Source organism: Streptomyces sp. NPDC029151, assembly GCF_055564315.1.
Genome location: NZ_JBVHWQ010000002.1, coordinates 85,154 through 107,576 on the forward strand (window position 1 = coordinate 85,154; position 22,423 = coordinate 107,576).

Sequence of the window (22,423 nt, forward strand, 5' to 3'; positions counted from 1 at the left end):
TTTCCGTGGATGCTCTTAGCGGCCCTTATACGACGGCTCCGACCTGCGTGTTTCTCAGTGCTGCGGGACCGCGCACCCGTCCGGACCGCAGGCCGCCGCGTCCCCGTGGCCGCCCTGGCCGACCGGCTTCAGCGGGGCGCGCTCGCCCCAGGCCTGGGCCAGCGCCTGGGTGAAGACCTCGGCGGGCTGGGCGCCGGAGACGCCGTACTTCCGGTCGAGGACGAAGAACGGCACACCGGTGGCGCCGAGCTGGGCCGCCTCCCGCTCGTCGGCGCGGACCTCGTCGGCGTACGCGGACGGGTCGGCGAGCACCGCGCGCACGGCCTCGGCGTCCAGACCGGCCTCCACGGCCAGCTCCACGAGCCGTTCGTCGCCCTCGGTGAAGACGGACCGCTCCTCGGCGAAGTTGGCCCGGTACAGGATCTGGATGAGCCGGTCCTGCCTGCCGTGCTCCTTGGCGAGGTGCAGCAGGCGGTGCATGTCGAAGGTGTTGCCGTGGTCGCGGTCCCGGGTGCGGTAGTCCAGGCCCTCGGCGGCGGCCTGGGCGCCCAGGTTGTCCTCGCCGGCCTGGGCCTGCGCCTCGCTCATGCCGTACTTCCCGGTCAGCATGGTGACGACCGGCTGCACATCGCCCTTGGCGCGGCCCGGGTCCAGCTCGAAGGAGCGGTGCACCACCTCGACCTCGTCACGGTGCGGGAAGGCAGCCAGCGCCTTCTCGAAGCGGGCCTTGCCCACGTAGCACCAGGGGCAGGCGATGTCGCTCCAGATCTCGACGCGCATGTCTTCGGCTCTCTCCGGGTCGTACGGGCACGGGGACTCTCCCCACCCGGTACGTGAACGTTCAAACAGCCGTGGTCATTCCCCGGACCCTTGGATTCCCCGGATACCCCCGCTTTCCCCGGCCGGCACGGAGAAGCGCAGGAAGAGGTGGTGGTCGCCGTCCGCGGGCGGGTTGCCGGGGTCGGGGACCCAGCCCTGGCGGGCGTAGAAGGCCTGGGCGCGCAGGTTGTCCACGTGGACGTCGAGGACGGCCGAGCGCCTGCCGTCGGCGCGCCACTGCTCCACGCAGGCCGTGTGCAGGGCCGTGCCGATGCCGGAGCGCCAGCGGTCGGGGTCGACGTGGAACTGGAAGAGCTTGACCGTTTCCGCGGGGGCGCCGTCCGGGGTGCGGAAGGAGGCGATGCCGGCGATCCGGCCCCGCCAGACGGCGCACAGCACCTGGCCGTCGGGGCGCTCGATGGAGCCGAGCCAGGCCTCGGTCCAGTCGACGTCAGCCTGGGGAACGCCGTCCGGATAGTACGTGGAACGGGCCCGGAAGTGCAGGTCTGCGATGGTCTGCGCCTCGGCGGGCAGGGCGGTCCGGATCACGAGGGCGCCGTCGGCGCGGTCACTGATCATGCAGCGGAGGACGCGGCCGTCCGCCGCCCGGTTCCGGGCCGGCCGAACCGGGCGGCGGCACGCGCTCGGGGTGAGGCGGCGCGGCGGGCCGGGCGGGCGCGGAGCGGAACCGGCGGGCCGGGGCGGGCGCGGAAACCCTCAGCTGCCGTCCCGCAGGTCGCTCGGCGCGCCGGCCCAAAACCTGATGCGGTCGTACGCCACCGCGCACCCCTCCCCCACCGGCGACTGGGCCATGAACCCGACCAGCGCGGCCCCGGTCTCCTTCTCCCCGCCCAGGGTGAAGAACCGCACGAAGGTCCACCGCTCACCGTCCGGGGAGGCGTGGAAGGCGAAGGCCCGCCCGGTGCGGCTGACCCGCAGCCACACCGACTCCCCGTCCACCGTGAAGGAGTTGGCGTCGTCGGAGTGCCCCCGGGTGACCACCGTGCAGACGGTGGGCACGTCCGGGGAGTACTCCAGACAGAGCTTGGCCCAGGCCCGCTCGCCCACGTGGACGTACAGGGCCCCGGCGTCGAAGGCGTCACGGAACCCCACACGGACCCGCGCGGCCAACCGGAAGTCCCCTTCGGGTGCCCCGAGCAGGCGGGGTGCGTCGGAGGCGGGCTCCAGCGCCTCCCCGGTGGGCGGCACGAACCGGTCCTGCCGGGATCCGGCCCGCCCGGTGAGCACGCCGTCCTCGTACGACCAGTCGCCGTCCGGTCCGTAGGCCCGCAGGGGGAAAGGCAGCCCGGGAAGTGCCCACTCCATCGGCGCTACCGCTCCAGCACCCCGTTGAACCTCCGGGGAAGCCCCAGGGGGTTGGCGTCCTTCAGCTCGTCCGGCAGCAACGCCTCCGGCGCGTTCTGGTAGACGACCGGCCGCAGCCAGCGCTCGACGGCGGTCCCGCCCACCGAGGTGGACGTGGACGTCGTGGCCGGGTAGGGCCCCCCGTGGTGCTGCGCGGGCGCCACCGCGACCCCGGTCGGCCAGCCGTTGACCAGCACGCGCCCGGCCAGCGGCGTCAGCCCGGCGAGCAGCTCCGGCCCCCGCCCGCGTCCGGCCGCCTCCTCGGAGGACACCTGGACGGTCGCCGTGAGGTTGCCCGGCAGCCGCGACAGCACGGCCGTGGCCTCGGCCTCGGAGGCGTAGCGGGCGACCACGGTGACCGGCCCGAAGCACTCCTCCAGCAGCAGGTCGTACGCCCCCTCCTCGGCCAGCCTCCCGGCCGGCACGGTGAGGAACCCGGCGCTGACCGAGTGTTCGCCGCCCGCGCCGGGGGTGACCGGCGCGTCCACGTCGGGGAGCCGGGTGCGCTCGGCCACCCCGGCGAGGAAGTTGTCGCGCATGCGGTGGTCGAGCAGCACCCCGGCCTCGGTGTCGCCGACGGCGTCGGTCAGGGACTTCACCAGCCGGTCACCGGCGGCTCCGGACGGCACCAGCACCAGGCCGGGCTTGACGCAGAACTGGCCGACGCCGAGGGTCATCGAGCCGGCGAGCCCGCCGCCGATCTCCTCGGCCCGCTCGGCCGCGGCGGCCTCGGTGACCAGGACGGGGTTGAGCGAACCCAGCTCGCCGTGGAACGGGATCGGCACCGGACGCGCGGCGGCGGCGTCGAAGAGCGCCCGGCCGCCCCGTACCGATCCGGTGAAGCCGGCCGCGGCGACCAGCGGGTGCTTGATCAGCTCGACGCCCGCCTCGAAGCCGTGCACGAGACCAACGACGCCTTCGGGGACGCCGTGTTCGGCGGCGGCCCGGCGCAGCACCTCGGCGACCAGTTCGGACAGGGCCGGGTGGTCGGGGTGGGCCTTGACGACGACCGGGCAGCCCGCGGCGAGCGCGCTCGCGGTGTCACCGCCGGCGACGGAGAAGGCGAAGGGGAAGTTGGAGGCGGAGTAGACGGCGACGACGCCGAGGGGCACCTTGTAGCGGCGCAGGTCCGGGACGGGCGGGGTGGCGGTGTCGTCGGGGTGGTCGATGATGACGTCGAGGAAGGCGCCCTCGTCGACGATGTCGGCGAAGGCCCGCAACTGGTAGCAGGTGCGGGCCAGTTCGCCGGTCAGCCGGGCCGGGCCGAGCGCGGTCTCCGCGTCGGCGGTCCCGACCAGGCCGTCCCCGGCCGCGTCCAGGCCCGCGGCGGCGGAGCGCAGGAAGGCGGCGCGGACCGCGCGGTCGGCGAGGGAGCCGCGGGCGGCGTGGGCCGCCCGGACGGCCGCGTCCACCTCCTGGGCCGTGGCCTCCACCGCGACCTGTTCGCGCTGCTTCCCGGTGCGCGGGTCGACACTCCAGACTGGTGCTGCTGCCACCGCGGGTCCCTCCCAGTAAAGGCCGCATCAACTACGACGTTCCAGGCTCACCCATCAGCCGCGTTCGATATACTGAACACTGTCTCTGATGATGAATTCGCTGTTCGGAGACTATATAACTCGGTCCTCGTCGAACGAAGGGGTCAAGGGCGATGACGGCAGGCGACACAGGGGGCGGGGCGCAGGTCAAGTCCGCGGTACGGACCGTTGAGCTGCTGGAATACTTCGCCGGCCGGCCCGGTATGCACTCCCTCGCGGCCGTCCAGGAGGCCGTGGGATATCCCAAGTCCAGCCTGTACATGCTGTTGCGCACGCTCGTGGAGCTGGGCTGGGTGGAGACGGACGCGACGGGCACGCGGTACGGCATCGGGGTGCGGGCGCTGCTGGTCGGCACCTCCTACATCGACGGCGACGAGGTGGTGGCCGCCGCCCGCCCGACCCTGGACCGGCTCTCCGACGACACCACGGAAACCATCCACCTGGCCCGGCTCGACGGCACCAACGTGGTCTACCTGGCCACCCGCCAGTCCCAGCACTACCTGCGCCCCTTCACCCGCGTCGGCCGCCGCCTCCCGGCCCACTCCACCTCCCTCGGCAAGGCGATCCTCGCCACCTACACCGACGAGCAGGTCCGGGGGCTCCTGCCGGAGACGCTGCCCGCGCTCACCGAGAACACCCTCACCGACCGGGAGCTGCTCATCGAGGAGCTGCACCGGATCCGGGAACAGGGTTTCGCGGTCGACCGCGAGGAGAACACCCTCGGCCTGCGCTGCTTCGGCGTGGCGGTCCCGTACCGCACGCCGGCGCGTGACGCCATCAGCTGCTCGGTGCCGGTGGCCCGGCTGACCCCCGCCCACGAGCAGATGATCAAGGACGCGCTGTTCGACGCGCGGGACCGGCTGACGCTCGCCACCCGCCGGCTCTGAGACCCGGGGCCGTAGGCTCGGCTCCATGGAGATCGCGCTGCGGGCCGTACGGGACAGTGACCTGCCGGTGTTCCACCGGCTGATGACCGACCCGGAGGCCACGCGGATGGCCGCGTTCGGCCCGGAGGACCCGTACGACCCGGAGGCCTTCGCGACCCACTGGCGGCGCCTGCGGGAGTGCTCCACGGTGCTGCGCACGGTGCTCGCCGACGGGGAGGTGGTCGGCACCGCGTCCGTCTACGGCGTGGCCGGCGAGCGCGAGGTGACGTACTGGATCGACCGCGCGTACTGGGGGCGGGGCGTGGCGACGGCCGCGCTGGGGGCCCTGCTCGCCGAGGTGCCCGAACGGCCGCTGTACGCGAGGGCGGCGGCCGACAACGCCGGTTCGCTGCGCGTCCTGGACAAGTGCGGTTTCCGCGAGACGGCCCGGGCGCACGGGTACGCCGGCGCGCGGGGCCGGGAGATCGAGGAGGTCGTGCTGATCCTGGAGGCTTGGTGAGACACCGGACGAGATGAACCCCGGATGAGAAATCCGGTCGTACGGGAACGATTGCCCCGCTCCCGCTCGTCTTCCCGGCGGGATGAACAAGACGATCAGGCGGGCGTCCGTCTTCGCGCTGTTGCTGGTGCTCTCCCTGCTGGTCAGGGCGACATGGCTGCAGTACTACGACGGCAAGGCCCTCGCGGACGACAACGACAACCGGCGGAACGCGATCGCGACCTACTCGCGGCCCCTCGGGAACATCATCGTGGCCGGAGACGCCGTCACCGGCTCCGCCCGGACGAAGGGAAGCGACCTCGCGTACAAGCGGACGTACAGGGACGGCGAGCTGTACGCCGCGGTGACGGGCTACGCCTCGCAGGCCTACGCCCCCACCCAGCTGGAGGGCATCTACAAGGACCTGCTGAACGGCACGGACAACCGGCTGAAGACCGTGATGGACACGGTCACCGGGGAGCGCGCCGAACCGGGCAACGTGCTCACCACGCTCGACCCGGCCGTGCAGAAGGCGGCCTACCGCGCGCTGGGTGACAAGAAGGGCGGCGCCATCGCGATCGACCCGAAGACCGGCAGGATCCTCGCGGCGGTGTCGACGCCGTCGTACGACCCGTCCTCGCTCACCGACGCCAACACGGCGGGCAAGGCCTGGAAGTCACTCAACGCGGACGAGGACAAGCCGCTCACCAACCGCGCGCTGCGCCAGCCGCTGCCGCCGGGCTCGACGTTCAAGCTGGTCGTCGCGGCCGCCGCGCTGGAGGACGGGCTGTACCACGACGTGGACCAGCACACCGACAGTCCCGACCCGTACACCCTGCCCGGCACGGTGCGCCCGCTGTCCAACGAGAACAAGTCCGCGCCCTGCGAGAACGCCTCGATCCGCGTGGGCCTCCAGTACTCCTGCAACAACGTATTCGGCAAGATGGCCGTCGACCTCGGCCAGGACAAGGTGAAGGCCATGGCCGAGAAGTTCGGCTTCAACGACGCGGCACAGGACGTGCCGGTGCGGGCCTACCCCAGCGTGTACCCGTCCGGCATGGACAAGGCGCAGACCGCCCTGACCGGCATCGGCCAGTTCGACGTCACGGCCACGCCCCTGCAAATGGCCCTGGTGTCCGCGACCATCGCCAACGGCGGCAAGCAGGTGTCGCCGCACATGGTGGCGCAGATCACCGACAGCGGCGGTGACGTGCTGAAGGACTACGACGACGACACGGACACCGAGGAGGTCGTCAGCTCCACCACCGCCGAGCAGCTCCAGTCGGCGATGCGGACGGTGGTGAAGGACGGCACCGGCACGAACGCGCTGATCGACGGCGCGACCGTCGGCGGCAAGACCGGTACCGCCCAGCACGGCGAGAACAACAGCAAGACGCCGTACGCCTGGTTCACCTCCTACGCCAAGTCCGACAGCAACGGCAAGGAGGTGGCGGTCGCGGTGATGGTGGAGCAGTCGGACGCGGCCCGCTCGGAGGTGAGCGGCAACGGCCTGGCGGCACCGGTGGCCAAGGCGATGATGCAGGCGGCGCTGAAGTAGGGCATCCCCGCGCCGGGCACGTCCCGGGCGCCGGCGAACGCGTCCGCGCGGGGTTCGGTCCGCCATACGACGTCCGACCCCCCGGACGAGGGCACGAAACGATCACTGCTACGCTTCCGGATCTCCGTCCGGGCCCTCCCCCGGACCCTCGCATGTCATTTACATGACACTCACAGAGCGTGTATCGGGAAGAGGTCACCCGTGGGCACAGTCGTCGACGACGCAGCCTCCGTGGAGTTCCATGCCTTCTTCGAACGGCACTACGCCGAACTCGCCCGCCTCGCCCACCTGCTGACCGGCGAGCCGGACGCCGCCGACGACCTGGCGGCGGACGCCCTGCTGGCCCTGTGGCACCGCTGGGACCGGGTGCGCGCGGCCGACCACCCGGTGGCGTACGCACGGGGCGTGGTCGCCAACCTGGCCCGCACCCGGATCCGCAGCGCGGTGCGCGAGCGGCGGCGCATCGCGCTGTTCTGGTCGCGGGGCGAGGAGCGGACCGAGGGCCCGGACGTCGCCGGCGCGGTGGACGTCCAGGAGGCGCTGCGCCGACTGCCGTTCCGGAAACGGGCGTGCGTGGTGCTCCGGCACGCGTTCGACCTGTCGGAGAAGGACACCGCGCTCGCGCTCGGGATCTCGGTGGGTACGGTGAAGAGCCAGACGTCCAAGGGCATGGCCGAACTGCAGCGGCTGCTCGGCCCGCAGGGCGACCCGAGGCGGGTGCACGCGGCGATGGCGGCCCGGGCCGGCGAGAGCGGAGGAAGGAACCGATGAGGCAGCAGGACGTGCACGACGAGCTGCGCGCCCGGCTGCACGAGGCGGCCGACGCCCACGAACCCGACCGCGCGCGCATCCTGGCCCGGGTGGAGCGCGGCATGACGGCGGGCTCCCGCGCCGGCCACCGGGCCGGACGCCCGCCGGTGTCCGGCTGGATCCGGGTGGTCACCGCGACGGCCGCGGTGGCCGGTGTGCTCGCGGTCGGGGGTTACGCGGTGGCGTCCGCGGTGCGGCAGGACGACCCGCCGGCCCGGGAGACGGTGGCGGTGTCGCCGACGCCCTCCGGGCCGTCCGCGCCGACGACGCGTCCCCCCGCTCACTCCGCGGATCCGGCGCCCACCAAGGGGGGTGCCGGCCGGCCGTCCCGCACGCCCGGTCCCTCCCCGTCCGGCACCCCGGAGACCACCGCCCCGGCCGAGCCGCCGGCGGCGCGCACCGAGCAGGACGGCCCCCTGTGGTCGGACGGCTCGGTGGACCCGCACAGCAACGACTACTGGGCGCAGAGCGATCTGACCCTGAAGACCTCCCAGCCGCTGTCCTCCCTGACCGTCGAGCTGAAGGTCGCCCAGACCGGCGGGGTCAGGTCGACGGGGGGGTGGCGTTCGCTGCCGGAGGGGGACTTCGACCAGAACGTCACGGAGAAGGACGGGTTCGTCGTCTACACGTGGACGCTGAAGGAGGGGCGTACGGTACCGGCGGGCGAGTGGGTGTTCGCGGGGCAGTACGACCATGCGCGTGGGGGCCGCGACGCGGGAGACGACCGGTACGTCATGACCGGGAAGGCCGGGGGCCGTACGTACGCGGTGACCGGAGACTTCGCCGTGCACGCGCGAGGCGGCTCGGCCGGGGACTCGTAGGTCCGCGGACGGGGCCCGCGTCCGGGAAGTGGCCCCCCTCCTCGGACCACGCGCTGCCGGCGAGCCCCCGCCACGGCACGGTGCTGCCGGTGACGGGGGCCGCGTACGAGCGGCTGCTCAGGACGTACGGACGGGGTTCAGCCGACGAAGTACGTCGGGTTGGGCAGCTTGTACGTGCGGTCGGCGTACCCGCCGTCCAGGTCCGAGTACTGGTCGCCGAAGTTGGCGATGACCTCGTAGCCCAGGTCGTCCTCGATGTGCCGGCGCGTCCCGGACTTGTACTGCACCGTCGTGCAGTTCCAGGCGGCCGCGGTGGCGCAGTCCTTCAGGTAGGCCGGCGGGTTGGCCTTGTCCTTCAGGAACATGTGGTCGGCGTCGAGGTTCACGTCGGCGCCGACCTTCTTCAGGTTGGCGACCGCGGCGGCGCGCTGCGCCTCGCTCAGACCGGAGTTGTAGAAGACCTCGACGCCCTTGGACTCGGCGTACCGGACCAGCTCGGGGCTGCCGAAGACGGCGGGGCGGTCGGCCTTGTTCACGTAGTCGTTCCACGTGGTGCCGTTGTACGTGTAGTTGGTGCGCTTCTCGTAGTCCAGGCTGAGCAGCAGCGTGTCGTCGATGTCGAAGACGACGGCCGGCTTCTCGCCGTGCCGGTGCGCCTTGCGGGCCGCCTTGTCGATGTAGCGCCTGGCGTCGGCGTCGATGCGCGCCAGGTCCTCGGCGTACGGGCTGTCCGGCGACGCCTGGTAGACGCCGTTGCCGTCGGCGGTGGTGCCGTAGTAGGTGTCGATGTCCTTCACCAGGACGCCTATGTTGTACGGCTCGTGGGTGGAGTTCGCCGTCGACTGACCGGCCGTGGCCGCGCCCGCGCCGTACAGCGCGCCGCCGGCGACGAGGCAGGCGGCACCGGTCGCGACCGCCTTGAGGGACTTCCGCATAAGTTCTCCGGATCTGGTGGATGAGAGTGAGGTAGCAGGTCACAGATTGTCTACGCGCATCACACACGCAGGGCGAGCCCCGTTATCCGATCGATACGCACGTCGTGCGGCACCCCGGCCCGGAGCAGCGCCCTCCAAGTGCCTCCGCCCGGCGTCCGCTTGACGCGACGGCCCGGACCTCCGGGCTGGTTCAATGAGGACGGCATCGATGCCCCGGAAGTCAGGTACCGAAGGCGGGGGAATGAAGTACGTCACGGCCGTCTGGGACGAGGTCGGGTTCCTGGTGGATCCCACCGCCTATCTGGCCGAACTGCCGCGTCTGCGCGCGGCTCTGCCCCCGGGCGCCCGTTCCTTCGCCACCGACCCCGGCCACTACGACATCGCGGGCGCCACCCGCTGTGTGAAGGATCTCGAACTGGCCGGCATCCACCTCGCCGCGGACAAGAGCGGCGGACTGGTCCTGGACTTCGCGCCCAACGCGTTCAAGCACGACGCCGGCCTGCGCATCGGCTACTCGCGCGTGACGCACTTCTCCGTCGACTACGAACACTCCATCGACTGGATGGGCGTGGACACCGTGCTCCTCGACGAGATCCTCCCCGGCCCCGACGGCGGCTGCCTGCACGAGATCGCGCTCACCGACGCGTCGATCACCGTCCGGTGTGAGGATCTGCAGGCCGTGTGGGCAAGCCCGGGCCGCGCTGCGAGGCGGCCGTGATCACCGTGCGGTTCACCGTACGGCCCGGCCAGGGCGACGCCGGCGGTTTCGACCTGGGCGACATGGCCGTCACCGGGGACCTGGGGGTGGCCGACTCGGCCGGTCACGTCCCCGACCAGGGGATGATGATCCACCTGTCGGCCGTGCAGTTGCTGGACGGCCTGGGTGACTTTCTGCGAAGCGCCGACCGCGTGTTCCGCTTCACCGGTGCCGACAGCTCGTTCCGTCTTGTCGTACGACGGACGGAGGACGGGCTGTCGGTCGCCGGCGAGGAAGGAGCCGTCGGCCGGACGACGGCCGCGGAATTCGCCTCCGCGGTGCTCCGCGCGGCGGAGGACCTGGGTCGCGCCCTCCCTCCGAAGGACCCGGTCCGGTCCGACCTGGCCGCAGCCCTCGCCGCGTTCCGCCCCCTCGCGGACCCGGCGCCCGGGCTGCCCTTCTTCGCGGAGGTGCGGGTGCTCCGTGCCTCCGGCCACCCCGGGCCGGCGGGGAGACTCGGGTGCGTCCTCGGTGTCTCGGAACCGCCCGGCCGAGCGGCTCCCGCCGCCTACGCCGTGATGCTCGACGGAGCGGAGGAGGTGTACACATTCCTGCGCGACGAGATCGAGCCCACGGGGCATGTGCGGAAACCGGAGGACTACTACTGACGGCGGCCGTCGCGACCGGGCCGGCGGCCAGACCGCTCTCCCCCTCGAACAGCGCGTCCTCGCCACTGGGGCCCCGAGTCCCCGAGCGTCGATCTGGAGGTGCCACGCGGTGTCCGGGAGGCACACGTCGAGGACGGCGTCGTCCCGGCCACCGGCACGGTCACGGACGATGCCGGGGACATGGTCGGCGAACTGCTCGTCTGGGTGAGCGACGGCGGACTCTCGGCCCTGGAGTTCTCGTGGTGGGGCGACACCGCTCCGGCCGGACTGCCGGAACCGGACCGTGTCACCGTGCCGGTGCGGTGACACCCCCTGTGAGGGCCCGGTTCAGCGGGGGGCCCAGTCGCCCAGGTATGCCGCCGGGGTGTGCCGCGCGGCCTCGGACGGGGTGAGCTGGGGGCGGTCGGCGGGGTCGGTGATCACCGCGCCGGGGCCGGTGTTGCGGTACTCGGCGAACCGCTGGTTCTGCCAGGGGTGGGCGGCCGACATGTCGGTGTAGGGGGCGGCCGCGTCGATGCCGGGGCCGAGCCGGGTGTCGCGGACGGTGAGCATCGGGCGGGCGGTGGGGTCGGAGCCGGGGACCCAGGGGCGGGCCAGCTTGTAGAAGGCGTCCGGGGCCCCGCTGCCGACCCTGCTGCGGATGACGAGGTAGCCGTGCGGGTCGGCGGCGGCCGTGGAGGGCGCGAAGACGAAGCCGTAGGGTGCCGCGGCCAGGTCCGTGCGGTTCAGGGCGCGGAAGTGGCAGTGTTCGTACACCGCCGTCGCCCGGCCGAAGACGAAGTCGACGTCTCCCTCGATGTGGCAGTGCGCGTAGTACTGGCGGGCGAGGACACCGAGGGCCATGGAGTCGGCGTACAGGGTGTCCTGGTGGCCGAGGAAGCGGCAGTGCAGGAAGGCGCCGCGGTCGCCCTGCGCCTTCAGGGCGACGGCCTGGGTGCCGTCGGTCCCCGGGTGGTCGGCGCGCAGCCAGTCGTTGGCGAAGGTGATCCAGCGGGCGGTGAACCCGTCGGCCTGGACGGTGGCGGTCGCCGAACCGGTGGTGCCGTGGGTGCCGCCGCCGGGCTTGGGGGTGCCGGCCGCGCGGTCGTGGACGACGACCGCGTCCTCCGGGTTCTCGGAGGCACCGATCCAGGTCATCTCCGTGCGGCCGGCGTCGACGGTGACCGTCTCCCGGTAGCGGCCGGGGGCGATCACGAGGGTCCGGCCGCTGCCGGTGGCGGCGGTCACCGCGGCCTGGACGGTGGTGAAGTCGCCGCGGCCGTACGGGTCGACGTAGAGGGTGCCGGGGGTGAGGCGGCGGGCCGGGGAGCCGTAGCGGCCGAACGGGCGGGCGGTGAGGGCGTGTACGGGGGCGGGCGTCAGGGCGAGCGCGGCGGCCGCGGTGCCCGTGGTGAGGATTCCCCGTCGGGAGAGGGGCACGGCTGTACTCCTTCGGGTGGAGAGGGGGCCGGGGCCCGGCCCCCTTTGGGGGTCAGCGCAGGTGTCCGGCGCCCGCGCGGTGGTCGACGACGGCGGGGACGGCCTGCGGCCGGTCCACCCTGGTGCGCAGGACCGGCGTCCAGCCGGCCCCGGACCGGAGGATCTCGCCGGGCACCTGCGCGTTGTGGACGGCGATGAGGTCCGTGGGCCGGCCGTTGACGTGGTTGTCGCCGGCGGTGACCGGCGCCTCCTTCCACTTCTTCAGCACCGCACCGGCCTTGGCGCCCGCCGGCAGCGTGAACGCGTTGTGCTCGGCGACCAGTTGCGACTCCATTCCGATGCCGTAGCTGTAGGAGTAGTCCTCACCGGCGACGAAGTGGTTGTTGTACGAGTCGACCTGCCCGAACCGGACCCGCGGGGCGCGCTCCACCAGGTTCCGGAACAGGTTGTGGTGGAAGGTGACCTTCAGGTGCCCGCGGTCGACGGCGGCCGTGGACGCGCTGTCGCTGTTGCCGACGAGGATCGTCTTGTCGTGGTCCTCGAAGACGTTCCACGAGACGGTGACGTGGTCGGCGCCCTTGACGATGTCCAGCTCGCCGTCGTGCTGCTGGTAGATCCGGCCGTAGTACGAGGGCAGGGTGCCGTCCGGGTGGTCGCCGTCGGTGAACGTGTCGTGGTCCATCCACACGTGGGTCGAGCCGTGGACGACGGCGCTGTCGTACTCGGCGTTCCAGTTGCCGTCGGCGGTATCGGTCGGGTCCCACTGCGGGAAGCAGTCGAGGGGGCTCTCCAGGGTCAGGTTGCGGACGATGACGTTGTCGACGCCCTTGATCTGCAGGCTGGCGCCCTTGAAACCGGCGTCGCGGCCGATGCCGACGATGGTCGTGTCGGGCGGGACGGCGGCCTTGACGAACGCGTCCTGCCGGACGGCGGAGGCGCGGCGCAGGCCCTCGGGGCTGTCGTCGGGTTCGGCGTCGAGGTTCCTGGTACGGCCCCACACCGCCGGGTCGTAGGTCTTCAGGTACGCGTCGAAGTCGTACCCGGGCGCGGCGAAGGACGCGCAGTCCGGTCCGTCGGCGTCGATCACGCCCTTGACCCGGACGATCCTCGGCGCGCTGCCGCCGTCCGCCAGGGCCGCCCTGAACTGGTCCCAGGTGGTCACGGTGTACACGTGCGCGGAGTCGGCGGCGGCCCCGCCGGTCGTCCCGGTGCCGTACGCCGCCCAGCCGTCCCCGGCGGGCAGCACCTGCCGGTCGAGGGCGGTGCGGTGGGACGGCCGCACGGGAGCCGTGACGGAAGCCGAAGCGGGAGCGGTGCCGGTGGCGGCGATAGCCGTGCCGCCCACCAGGGCAGCTATGACAAGTCCATGACATTTCGGTGTACGCACGGTGGGGCTCTCCTCGATGACGAAGGTCAGGATGCGGGTGCGGGCGGCCAGATGGTCCAGGACGCCGGAACGTCCTCGTGCAGCCGTACGACGTCGTGCCGGGCGAGCACCCGGGTGCGCAGCAGCTCCTGCGCCACGAGCCGGGCCACGGCGATCGCGCCCGGCGGACCGAAGCGGGACACGGCCTGTGCTCTTCGATCCGAAAGAACGCGGCCTGCCCAGGGGCGCGGGGAACCGCGCGGCCGGCCACGAGGCGCCCGCCGTCCCCCCGCAACCGCTACCACGCGGGCGGTCAGTGGTTCTTCTTCCAGTCGGCCTGCGCCTTGTTCAGCTGGTCGGCCAGGGTGCCCAGGAACTCCTTCGCGCTCATCCTCCCGAGCAGCACCTTCTGGAAGTTCGGCTCGTTGTCCGCCTTGGAGATCGTGTTCCAGTCGGGCAGGTAGTACGGCAGCTGCACGATCTTCGTGTCGCCCCCGTTCAGCGCCTCGGCCGCCAGCTTCGTCGGCTCGGCCCGCCGGATCCACGCGTCCCCGGCCGCGTCCGTGTTCGCCGGGACCTGCCCCGCCGACTCGTTGAACTTGGAGTTCTCCTTGGCGGAGACGGCGAACTCGATGAACTTCCAGGCCGCCGCCTTGTTCTCGCTCGACTTGAACAGGCCGAGTCCGTCCACCGGGTTGGAGACCTGCACCCGGGTACCGTCGTCCAGCGTGGGGTTCGGAACGCCCCGGAACCTCTCCTTGCCCAGCGCCTTCAGGTGGTCCTGGTACGAGCCCAGGTTGTGGCTCAGCATGCCGATCGTGCCGCTGTCCCACTGGGCGACCATCTTGGTGAAGTCGTTGTTCACGTCGGCGGACGGGGTGTCCTTCTTGTAGAGCGCGACGTACTTCTCCAGAGCGGCGACGTTCCTGGGGTCGTCGACGGTGGTCTTGTCGCCGTTCCAGAACGACGTGATGCCGGTCTGGCCGTACATCGCGTCGAGGGCCGGCGCGATGGCGCCCTCGCCGCCGCGGATGGTGAAGCCGAACCGGTTCTTCCCCTTGTCCGTGAGCCTGTCGGCGGCCTCGTAGAACTTCGGCCAGGTGGTCGGCGCGTCCAGGCCGGCCTTCTTGAACAGGTCGGTCCGGTACCACAGCGTGCCGTTGTTCGCGGAGGTCGGCACCTGGTACAGCGCGCCCCCGCCGCCCGCCGCCCTGCTCACGTCGATCAGGTTCCGGCTCAGCCTCCCGTTCAGCGGGCTCTTCTCCAGCCGGCCGTCCAGCGGCTCCAGCGCGCCCTGGACCGCGACCTCGGCGAGCATCGCGGTGCCCACGCCGCCGACGTCCGGCAGGCCGCCGCCCTGGATGGCGGTGTCGTACTTGGACTGGGCGCCGGCCGCCGGGATGCCGACGTACCTGACCTTGATGTCCGGGTACGCGTTCTCGAAGTCGGCGATGATCCGCTTCCAGACGTCGGTGCGCACACCGCCGTTGGTGTCCCAGAAGGTGATCGTGCCCTTGCCCGAGCCCTCGTCCCCCTTCTCCCCCGCGCTGCCGCTGCCGTCGTCGCCGCAGGCGGTGGCGGTCAGGGCGAGCACGGAGCCCAGGGCGACGGCCAGGGCGGCGCGCCTGCTTCTGCGGATGCGGATGCTGCTCGTGGTCATGGTCGGCTCTCTTCTTCTGGATCCAACGGGGGGTGAGGCGTGGGAGATCAGGCGTCGGGAACGATCCGGAACCGGGTGAGCGTCGCCGTTCCCGCCGGTCACCGGCTCACCGCCGTGCGGGCCAGGGCCGCGGCCTCGCCCCGGGTCAGGGTGCCGTCGGCGACGACCGTGACCACCCGGCGTACGACGGTCGCGCCGGGCGGGACGGCCAGCCGCTCGGTGTGCGCGAGGGAGGAGCCCACGCCGGGGTACTCGGCGGCCCGGACGAACCACGGGTCCCGGCGGGTGTCCTCGGTGGCCCCGGTGAACACCAGCGTCCAGCCCCCGCCCGCCAGCGCGAGCCAGTCGGCCCGGGTGCCGTGCGTCTCCTCCTCGCCGTCACGGTCGGCGGTGAAGACCTCCGGGGCGCGGGACTCCTTGCGGGCCCGCCAGAAGAAGCCGCCGTAGGCCGCGCCGGGCCGGCCGTTGGTGGCGGGGCTGCCGATCGACAGCAGCGCGGTGGTCACGTTGGTGAGGGAGAAGGTGAAGTCCAGCGCCCAGGCGGTGTCCGTGAGCCCGGTGGCCGCGACCGTACGGCGCTCGCGCAGCAGCGCTGCTCCGGCGGCCACCCAGCGCAGCTCCTCCACGAAGCCGTCGGGGTCGCGGAGCTGGAAGGCGGTGTGCCGCTGGGCGCCGTGGTCGTCCAGTTCGGTCGGGCCCCGGTCGCGGACGAAGGTCCGGCCGCCCCAGAAGTTGTGCCCCTCGACGTCGGGAACGGCGACACCGACGCCGAGGTGGTGTGCGTGGTCGGCGGGGCCCGCCTCGGTGACCACCGTGCCGGTCAGGGTGGTGACGGGGTGCAGGTAGGGGCGCGGGGAGAGCCGGGCGGGCAGCTCGGGCCGGGTGACGTAGCGGCCGACCGGGCGGCCCGCGGCCCGCAGGACCAGGCTGTCGGGGGACGTCATCAGGTGCTCACCTCGTTCGGCGGGGGGCTGTCGGGCGTCCAGGGAGCGCCCAGTTCGGAGTAGAGGGAGAGGGTGGCGGCGGCCGCGGCGACCAGGCCGTCGATGCCGGGCACGATCCGGCGGTGCTCGGCGGGCAGCAGCCGCCAGGCGTGCTCGGGCAGCGGTGCCGGGTCGGGGGCCGTGCGGACGGCCTCGACGACCCTCATGAAGGCGCCGGTGTCGTCCGGCGGGACCAGCAGCGGCGTGCCGTGCTCCAGGTGCCCGACGAGGTTCTCCAGCAGGTCGGTGCGCCCGTACTCGGTCTCCTCCGGGCCGTGACCGGTGCGCTGGAGCAGCACCCGGTCCTGCTTGTACCAGAAGGTGATCCGGCCGCTTCTGCCGTGCACCAGCAGGTACGGCTCCCCGGGGTGTTCGGCGCACAGGGTCGCCGCGACCGTGACGGGCCCGCGGGGGGTGCGGACGCGGACGCAGGAGGTGTCGTCGGACTGGATGGCGTTCGCGCGCAGCAGCTCGGTCTCGATGCCGGTGACGTCGTCGGCGCGGACCGTGCCGAGCAGGGCGAGACCGGTGGCGACGGCGTGCGCGAGGGGGTTGGTGAGGACCCCGTCGACCACGTCGGCCCCGTTCAGCCGGCGCCGGCCCGCCCAGGGCGCCCGCCGGTAGTAGCCCTCGTCCCGGGCCCAGGCCCCGGCCCCGCCGACCCCGACGACCTCGCCGATCGCGCCCTCGGCGACGAGCCGCCGGATCGCGGGGACCGCGTGCGAGCCGAGCGACTGGAAACCGATCTGGCAGGCCACCCCGGCCCCGGCGACCCCGTCGGCCATGCGGCGGAACTCGGCGTACGAGGGCGCCGGCGGCTTCTCCAGCAGCAGGTGCACCCCGCGTGCGGCGGCGGTGAGGGCCAGGTCGGTGTGGGTGGGGATCGGCGTGCAGACCACGGCGATCCGCGCGCCGGTGGAGTCCAGGAGCGCGCCGAGGTCGGCGGACTGCTCGGGCGTGCCGAGCCCGTCCGGGATCTCCTGCCCGGTCAGCGGGGTCAGCTCGCAGATTCCGGCCAGCCGGACCAGGCCCGCGCCCTGGAGCCGGCGGAGGTTGTCCAGGTGCCGGCGGCCGTGGCCGCGCGCGCCGGCGAGGACGACGTCGACGCTCATCCCTTCACCGCCCCCGCGCTGAAGCCGGTGATCAGCCACTTCTGGATGAAGGCGAACACGACCACCACGGGTACGGCCGCGACGATGCCGCCGGCCGCCAGGGCGCCCAGGTCGACGCTGTCCGCGCTCATCAGGGTGTTGAGACCGACCGGGATGGTCTGCTTGCCCGGGTCGGAGAGGAACATCAGGGCGAACAGGAAGTGGTTCCAGGCGTGCACGAAGGCGAAGGAGCCGACGGCGATCAGGCCGGGCCGCAGCAGCGGCAGCACGACGATCCGGAAGGCGGTGAACCGGTTGCAGCCGTCCACCCAGGCGGCCTCCTCCAGGGAGTACGGCACGTTCCGGATGAACCCGCTGATCAGGATCATCGACAGCGGCAGCTGGAAGACGGTCTCGGCGACGACGACACTGCCCAGGGAGTTGATCATCGACAGCCTGGCGAAGATCTGGAACAGCGGCACGAGCAGCAGCGCGCCCGGCACGAACTGGGAGCACAGCAGGGCCAGCAGGAAACCGCGCTTGAGCCGGAAGTCGAACCGGGCGAGGGCGTACCCGCCGGCCAGGGCGACCACGGTGGTCAGCACCAGGGTGGCGAGACCGACGTAGACGCTGTTGGTGAAGTAGGTGCCGAAGCCGCGCTCGGTCCACACCTTCCGGAAGTGCTCGGAGGTCACGGGCCAGGGGACCAGCGAGGTGGAGCCGGCCGGGCGGAGCGCGAAGAGCAGGATCCAGTAGAAGGGGACCAGGGTGAACAGGAAGTAGACCGTCAGGGGGACGTAGATCTGCCAGCGCGGGACCTCGTCCCGGGCGCGGCGCCCCGTGAGGGTCGTGGCGGGCTCGGCCGCCTCCTCCCGGGGTGCGGGAGCGATCTCGGTGATCACTTGGAGTCGCCTCCGAACTTGCTCAGCCGCAGGTAGACGATCGAGCAGAAGAGAAGGATCACGAACGCCACCGTGGTCAGGGCGGAGGCGTAGCCGAAGTTGTGGGCGTCCACGCTGGTGTTGGCGATGTAGAGGGGAAGGGTCGTGGTCTCCCCGGCCGGGCCGCCGCCGGTCAGCGTGTAGAGCAGGTCGACGTTGTTGAACTCCCACACCGCGCGCAGCAGCGTGGAGAGCACGATGGCGTCCTTCAGGTGGGGCAGGGTGATGTGCCGGAACCGCTTGAGCCGGCTCGCCCCGTCGACCTCGGCGGCCTCGTACAGGTCCTTGGAGACGGACTGGAGGTCGGCGAGGATGAGGATGGCGAAGAAGGGAACGCCCCGCCAGAGGTCGGCGAGCACCGCCGCCGGGAAGACCGTCGAGGGGTCCGACAGCCAGCTGGTGCCGTAGGAGCCGATGCCGGCGTCCGCCAGGTAACGGGTGACGCCCGTCTGGGAGTTGTAGAGCAGCACCCAGATCGCCGAGGTCAGCACGCCGGAGACGGCCCAGGGCGAGAAGACCAGCGCGCGGCCCAGTGCCCGGCCGGCGAAGGTCTGGTTGACGATGAGCGCCAGCGCCAGGCCGAAGAGCAGTTGCAGCCCGACCTCGACCACGACCCACTTGGCGCTGAAGGCCAGCGTGTCCCGGAACTGCGGGTCGTGGGCGAAGACCTGGGTGAAGTTGTCGAGGCCCGCGAAGCCGTTCCGCCACGGTTTGGTGGGGTTGTAGTGCTGCAGGCTGTAGTAGAAGACGCTGAGCACCGGGTAGGCGATGAAGCCCAGCATCAGCAGGACCGCCGGGGCGATCAGCACGTACGGCAGCCTGCGCGGGGTCGCGGAGGCACGGCGCCGCCGGGGTGGCGCGGGCGGTTTCGCCACGGCTGCGGCTCGGGCCATGACTGTTCTCCGTTTCGCAGTGGGCAGGTGCCGCCCGCAGGGCGTCCGTGAGGGGCGGTGGGCGGGTGACGGGCGGACGGTTACAGCGAGTACAGGAAGCGCTTGCTCCCTCCACATGCCTGAAGCGCTTCGGCGGCCGGTGGGCGGGGGCGGTTCAGCCGGCGTACGGGTCCGGCACGGTGCCCGGGCGGGCCAGGAACGCGAAGTCGCAGCCGGTGTCGGCCTGGGTGATCTGCTCGTTGTAGAGGGCGCCGTAGCCGCGCTCGTACCGGGCGGGCGGCGGCGTCCACGCGGCACGCCTGCGGTCCAGCTCCGCGTCGTCCACGTGCAGCCGCAGGCTGCGGGCCTCGACGTCCAGGGTGATGAGGTCCCCGGTGCGGACGAGTGCCAGGGGGCCGCCGACGTACGACTCCGGGGCGACGTGCAGCACGCAGGCGCCGTAACTCGTGCCGCTCATCCGGGCGTCGGAGATCCTGACCATGTCCCGCACACCCTGCTTCAGCAGGTGGCCGGGGATGGGCAGCATGCCGTACTCGGGCATGCCGGGGCCGCCCTTGGGGCCGGCGTTGCGCAGCACCAGCACGCTGTCGGCGGTGATGCCGAGCGAGGGGTCGTCGATGGTGCGCTGCATCGTCCGGTAGTCGTCGAAGACGACGGCCGGGCCGGTGTGCCTGAGCAGGTGCGGCTCGGCGGCGATGTGCTTGATGACGGCGCCGTCCGGGCAGAGGTTGCCGCGCAGTACGGCGACCCCGCCCTCGCTCGCGACCGGGTCGTCCCGGGTGCGGATGACGTCGTCGTCGTGGACCCGCGCGCCGGTGAGCTGCTCGCGCAGGGTGTCGTACGACACCGTCGGCCGGTCCAGGTGGAGCAGGTCGGTGATCCGGGAGAGGAAGCCGGGCAGGCCGCCGGCGAAGTGGAAGTCCTCCATCAGGTACGTCCGGCCGCCGGGGCGGACGTTGGCGAGGACCGGGACCGTGCGGGCGACGCGGTCGAAGTCGTCCAGGGTGAGCCGGACGCCCGCGCGGCCGGCCATGGCGATCAGGTGGATCACGGCGTTGGTGGAGCCGCCGAGGCCGAGCACGGTGGTGACGGCGTCCTCGAAGGCCTCGCGGGTGAGGATGTCGGAGAGCCTGCGCCCCATGTGGACTTGTTCAACGATCCTCATGCCGGATCGTGCCGCCATCCGATCGTGCCCGGAGTCCACCGCCGGGATGCTGGACGCTCCCGGCACGGTCACCCCCAGCGCCTCGGCCGCGGCGGTGAGCGTGGACGCCGTGCCCATCGTCATGCAGTGGCCCGGCGAGCGGGCCAGGCCGCTCTCCAGCTCGGCCATCTCGCAGTCGCCGATGAGGCCGGCCCGCTTGTCGTCCCAGTACTTCCACATGTCGGTGCCGGAACCGAGCACCTCGCCGCGCCAGTGGCCCGGCAGCATCGGGCCGGCCGGGACGAAGACGGCCGGCAGGTCCACGGAGGCGGCGCCCATCAGCAGCGCGGGCGTGGACTTGTCGCAGCCGCCCATGAGCACCGCGCCGTCGACCGGGTAGGAGCGCAGCAGCTCCTCGGTCTCCATGGCGAGCAGGTTGCGGTAGAGCATGGGGGTCGGCTTCTGGAAGGTCTCGCTGAGGGTGGAGACCGGGAACTCCAGCGGGAAGCCCCCCGCCTGCCACACCCCGCGCTTGACGGCCTGGGCTCGGTCGCGCAGGTGGACGTGGCAGGGGTTGATGTCGGACCAGGTGTTGAGGATCGCGATGACCGGCTTGCCGAGGTGCTCCTCCGGCAGGTAGCCGAGCTGGCGGGTGCGGGCGCGGTGGCTGAAGGAGCGGAGCCCGTCGGTGCCGTACCACTGGTGGCTGCGCAGTTCCCCGGGCTTCCTGCGGGGTGCGTTCATATGGCCCACCCGGCGGCGATGGCGGCGACCTCGGCGCGCTCGTCCTCCGGCAGCGGCCTGCTCGGCGGCCGGACGTCCCGGCGGCACAGGCCGAGCGCGGCGAGGGCCTCCTTGACGACGGTGACGTTGTCGGCGTTGCCGTGCACGGCGCGCAGCTCCTCGAAGCGGCGGATCTGCTCCCAGACCTTCATGGCGGCCGGGTAGTCACCGGATCGAAGCGCTTCGATCATGTTCAGCGAGACGGCCGGGGAGACGTTCACGAGTCCGGAGGTGAAGCCGGTGGCGCCGGCGGAGAAGTAGGAGGGTGCGTACGGTTCGGCGAGGCCGGCGACCCAGACGAAGCGGTCCAGGCCCGCGTCCCGGGCGAAGGCCGCGAACCGGGCGGCGTCCGGGACGGCGTACTTGACGCCGATCACGTTCGGGCAGTGGTCGGCGAGTTCGGCGAGCCGGGCGCCCGGGAGCCGGGCGTTGCGCAGGTACGGCACCACGCCCAGCTCCGGGACGGCCTCGGCGATGGCGCGGTGGTAGTCGACCCAGCCGGCCGCCGAGACGTACGGGTGCACCGGCTGGTGGACCATCACCATCCGGGCGCCGACGTCGCGGGCGTGCCGGGCGGAGGCGATCGCGGTGGGCAGGTCGTGTCCGACGCCGACGAGCAGGGCGGCGCGGTCGCCGGCCTCCTCGGCGGTCAGCTCGGCGACCAGGCGGCGCTCCTCGGGGGTGAGGGCGTAGAACTCGCCGGTGTTGCCGTTCGGGGTGAGGGTCCTGATCCCGCCGTCGAGCAGGCGGCGCAGCAGGGCCCGGTGGGTGCCGGTGTCGACGGAGCCGTCCTCGGCGAAGGGGGTCACCGGGATGGCCACCACGTCGGCCAGGGCCGCCCGTTGGGTCTCGAACGTCACGCTGCTCATCACTGGCCTTCCTCGGGGAGGGGCTCGGGGAACGCACGGCGTACGAAGGACGCGATGTGGGCGTGCAGGGCGCTCGCGGCGCCGTCCGCGTCGCCGTCCAGCGCGAGCCGCAGGATCTCCCGGTGCTCCTCGGCCTCCCGCTCCCAGGAGGGGTCGGCGGACCAGGCGACGGCGGCGACGAGGGCGGCCTGGTCGCGGACCTCGTCCAGCATCCGGCCGAGCAGCGGGTTGCCGCACGGCAGGTAGAGGGCGCGGTGGAAGTCCCGGTTGGCGAGGGAGCGTTCGGCGGTGTCGGTGGCGGTGTCGGCGCGGGCCAGCGCGGACCGGGCGGCGTCGAGGGAGGCGCCTCGCCCGACGGCCCGGCGCAGGGCCTCGGGTTCGAGCAGCAGGCGTACGTCGTAGACCTCGCGCGCCATGTCCGCGTCCACCATGCGCACCGTGACGCCCTTGTACTGGCTCATCACGACCAGGCCGGTCCCGGCGAGGGTCTTCAGCGCCTCCCGCACCGGGGTCTTGGACACCCCGAACTGCGCGGCCAGCTCGGCCTCGACCAGGGGCCGGCCGGGGGTCAGCTGTCCGGTGAGGATGCGGTGTTTGATCGCGTCCAGCACGTACTGCGTGCGGGAGGGGATCGGGGTGGGCACAGAGGTCATGCGGCCCTCTCGGATCTCACATATCGCGTCTCATATATGACGTACGAA

The 22,423-nt window shown here is 72.4% G+C and carries 23 protein-coding genes and 1 pseudogene; 8 read left to right on the plus strand and 16 right to left on the minus strand.

Annotated elements, in window-relative coordinates:
* Nucleotides 1-54: 54 nt before the first annotated feature.
* The 4 genes from ACZ4VF_RS08120 to ACZ4VF_RS08135 all read right to left on the minus strand — a co-directional run bounded on the left by ACZ4VF_RS08120 (nt 55) and on the right by ACZ4VF_RS08135 (nt 3,680).
* The gene (locus ACZ4VF_RS08120) at nt 55-780 is read right to left on the minus strand and encodes a DsbA family oxidoreductase (protein ID WP_467923869.1); all 726 of its coding nucleotides are present in this window, start codon (nt 778-780) and stop codon (nt 55-57) included.
* A 75-nt stretch (nt 781-855) separates the two neighbouring features.
* The gene (locus tag ACZ4VF_RS08125) at nt 856-1,398 is read right to left on the minus strand and encodes a GNAT family N-acetyltransferase (protein WP_467923870.1); all 543 of its coding nucleotides are present in this window, start codon (nt 1,396-1,398) and stop codon (nt 856-858) included.
* Nucleotides 1,399-1,536: 138 nt separating this feature from the next.
* Nucleotides 1,537-2,145 carry a DUF1349 domain-containing protein gene (locus tag ACZ4VF_RS08130; RefSeq protein WP_467923871.1) on the minus strand — a complete coding sequence of 203 codons (609 nt, stop codon included), beginning with the start codon at nt 2,143-2,145 and terminating at the stop codon, nt 1,537-1,539.
* A gap of 5 nt (nt 2,146-2,150) precedes the next feature.
* On the minus strand, nt 2,151-3,680 hold the full coding sequence (locus ACZ4VF_RS08135) for an aldehyde dehydrogenase (NADP(+)) (protein WP_467923872.1): 1,530 nt from the start codon (nt 3,678-3,680) through the stop codon (nt 2,151-2,153).
* Between the two features lie 152 nt (nt 3,681-3,832).
* Here ACZ4VF_RS08135 and ACZ4VF_RS08140 point away from each other — a divergent pair, with 152 nt between their 5' ends.
* The 5 genes from ACZ4VF_RS08140 to ACZ4VF_RS08160 all read left to right on the plus strand — a co-directional run bounded on the left by ACZ4VF_RS08140 (nt 3,833) and on the right by ACZ4VF_RS08160 (nt 8,273).
* On the plus strand, nt 3,833-4,606 hold the full coding sequence (locus ACZ4VF_RS08140) for an IclR family transcriptional regulator (protein WP_467923873.1): 774 nt from the start codon (nt 3,833-3,835) through the stop codon (nt 4,604-4,606).
* A 25-nt stretch (nt 4,607-4,631) separates the two neighbouring features.
* Complete coding sequence (locus tag ACZ4VF_RS08145) at nt 4,632-5,105, plus strand: GNAT family N-acetyltransferase (protein ID WP_467923874.1); 474 nt, start codon at nt 4,632-4,634, stop codon at nt 5,103-5,105.
* A gap of 82 nt (nt 5,106-5,187) precedes the next feature.
* Nucleotides 5,188-6,642 (plus strand): peptidoglycan D,D-transpeptidase FtsI family protein, encoded by a 1,455-nt coding sequence (locus tag ACZ4VF_RS08150; protein ID WP_467923875.1) that lies wholly within the window; start codon nt 5,188-5,190, stop codon nt 6,640-6,642.
* Nucleotides 6,643-6,843: 201 nt separating this feature from the next.
* Nucleotides 6,844-7,413 (plus strand): SigE family RNA polymerase sigma factor, encoded by a 570-nt coding sequence (locus ACZ4VF_RS08155; RefSeq protein WP_467923876.1) that lies wholly within the window; start codon nt 6,844-6,846, stop codon nt 7,411-7,413.
* Nucleotides 7,410-8,273 (plus strand): hypothetical protein, encoded by an 864-nt coding sequence (locus ACZ4VF_RS08160; protein WP_467923877.1) that lies wholly within the window; start codon nt 7,410-7,412, stop codon nt 8,271-8,273. Before ACZ4VF_RS08155 ends, ACZ4VF_RS08160 begins: the two co-directional genes overlap by 4 nt.
* A 137-nt stretch (nt 8,274-8,410) precedes the next feature.
* Here ACZ4VF_RS08160 and ACZ4VF_RS08165 read toward each other — a convergent pair whose 3' ends face one another.
* Entirely contained in the window at nt 8,411-9,208 is a 798-nt protein-coding gene (locus ACZ4VF_RS08165; protein WP_467923878.1) for an HAD family acid phosphatase, read from the minus strand.
* A gap of 241 nt (nt 9,209-9,449) precedes the next feature.
* Here ACZ4VF_RS08165 and ACZ4VF_RS08170 point away from each other — a divergent pair, with 241 nt between their 5' ends.
* From ACZ4VF_RS08170 to ACZ4VF_RS08180, 3 genes are all read left to right on the plus strand, one after another.
* Nucleotides 9,450-9,926, plus strand: coding sequence for a hypothetical protein (locus tag ACZ4VF_RS08170; protein WP_467923879.1), 477 nt, complete (start codon nt 9,450-9,452; stop codon nt 9,924-9,926).
* A complete protein-coding gene (locus ACZ4VF_RS08175; RefSeq protein WP_467923880.1) occupies nt 9,890-10,573 on the plus strand; it encodes a hypothetical protein in 684 nt (227 codons plus the stop codon). Before ACZ4VF_RS08170 ends, ACZ4VF_RS08175 begins: the two co-directional genes overlap by 37 nt.
* 99 nt (nt 10,574-10,672) lie before the next feature.
* A complete protein-coding gene (locus ACZ4VF_RS08180; RefSeq protein ID WP_467923881.1) occupies nt 10,673-10,879 on the plus strand; it encodes a hypothetical protein in 207 nt (68 codons plus the stop codon).
* Between the two features lie 21 nt (nt 10,880-10,900).
* Here the strand turns inward: ACZ4VF_RS08180 and ACZ4VF_RS08185 are convergent, their stop codons facing one another.
* The 11 genes and pseudogenes from ACZ4VF_RS08185 to ACZ4VF_RS08235 form a co-directional block, all read right to left on the minus strand.
* On the minus strand, nt 10,901-11,992 hold the full coding sequence (locus tag ACZ4VF_RS08185; protein WP_467923883.1) for a pectinesterase family protein: 1,092 nt from the start codon (nt 11,990-11,992) through the stop codon (nt 10,901-10,903).
* Between the two features lie 52 nt (nt 11,993-12,044).
* A complete protein-coding gene (locus ACZ4VF_RS08190) occupies nt 12,045-13,379 on the minus strand; it encodes a pectate lyase family protein (RefSeq protein ID WP_467923885.1) in 1,335 nt (444 codons plus the stop codon).
* 26 nt (nt 13,380-13,405) lie between these two features.
* Nucleotides 13,406-13,558: pseudogene (locus tag ACZ4VF_RS08195) on the minus strand (rhamnogalacturonan acetylesterase); the annotation flags it as partial.
* 113 nt (nt 13,559-13,671) lie between these two features.
* Entirely contained in the window at nt 13,672-15,018 is a 1,347-nt protein-coding gene (locus ACZ4VF_RS08200) for an ABC transporter substrate-binding protein (protein WP_467923887.1), read from the minus strand.
* Nucleotides 15,019-15,116: 98 nt separating this feature from the next.
* Nucleotides 15,117-15,962, minus strand: a complete 846-nt coding sequence (locus ACZ4VF_RS08205) for a DUF6807 domain-containing protein (protein WP_467923889.1) — start codon at nt 15,960-15,962, stop codon at nt 15,117-15,119.
* Nucleotides 15,962-17,113, minus strand: a complete 1,152-nt coding sequence (locus ACZ4VF_RS08210; protein ID WP_467923891.1) for a Gfo/Idh/MocA family protein — start codon at nt 17,111-17,113, stop codon at nt 15,962-15,964. Before ACZ4VF_RS08210 ends, ACZ4VF_RS08205 begins: the two co-directional genes overlap by 1 nt.
* Nucleotides 17,110-17,994, minus strand: coding sequence for a carbohydrate ABC transporter permease (locus tag ACZ4VF_RS08215; RefSeq protein WP_467923893.1), 885 nt, complete (start codon nt 17,992-17,994; stop codon nt 17,110-17,112). The genes ACZ4VF_RS08210 and ACZ4VF_RS08215 overlap by 4 nt, the downstream gene beginning before the upstream one ends.
* Complete coding sequence (locus ACZ4VF_RS08220) at nt 17,991-18,926, minus strand: carbohydrate ABC transporter permease (protein WP_467923895.1); 936 nt, start codon at nt 18,924-18,926, stop codon at nt 17,991-17,993. The genes ACZ4VF_RS08215 and ACZ4VF_RS08220 overlap by 4 nt, the downstream gene beginning before the upstream one ends.
* Nucleotides 18,927-19,080: 154 nt before the next feature.
* Nucleotides 19,081-20,814 (minus strand): L-arabinonate dehydratase, encoded by a 1,734-nt coding sequence (gene araD / locus ACZ4VF_RS08225; RefSeq protein ID WP_467923897.1) that lies wholly within the window; start codon nt 20,812-20,814, stop codon nt 19,081-19,083.
* Nucleotides 20,811-21,722 (minus strand): dihydrodipicolinate synthase family protein, encoded by a 912-nt coding sequence (locus ACZ4VF_RS08230; protein ID WP_467923899.1) that lies wholly within the window; start codon nt 21,720-21,722, stop codon nt 20,811-20,813. The genes araD and ACZ4VF_RS08230 overlap by 4 nt, the downstream gene beginning before the upstream one ends.
* Nucleotides 21,722-22,375: a GntR family transcriptional regulator gene (locus ACZ4VF_RS08235; protein ID WP_467923901.1), complete on the minus strand. Its 654-nt coding sequence runs from the start codon at nt 22,373-22,375 to the stop codon at nt 21,722-21,724. The genes ACZ4VF_RS08230 and ACZ4VF_RS08235 overlap by 1 nt, the downstream gene beginning before the upstream one ends.
* Nucleotides 22,376-22,423 lie beyond the last annotated feature (48 nt).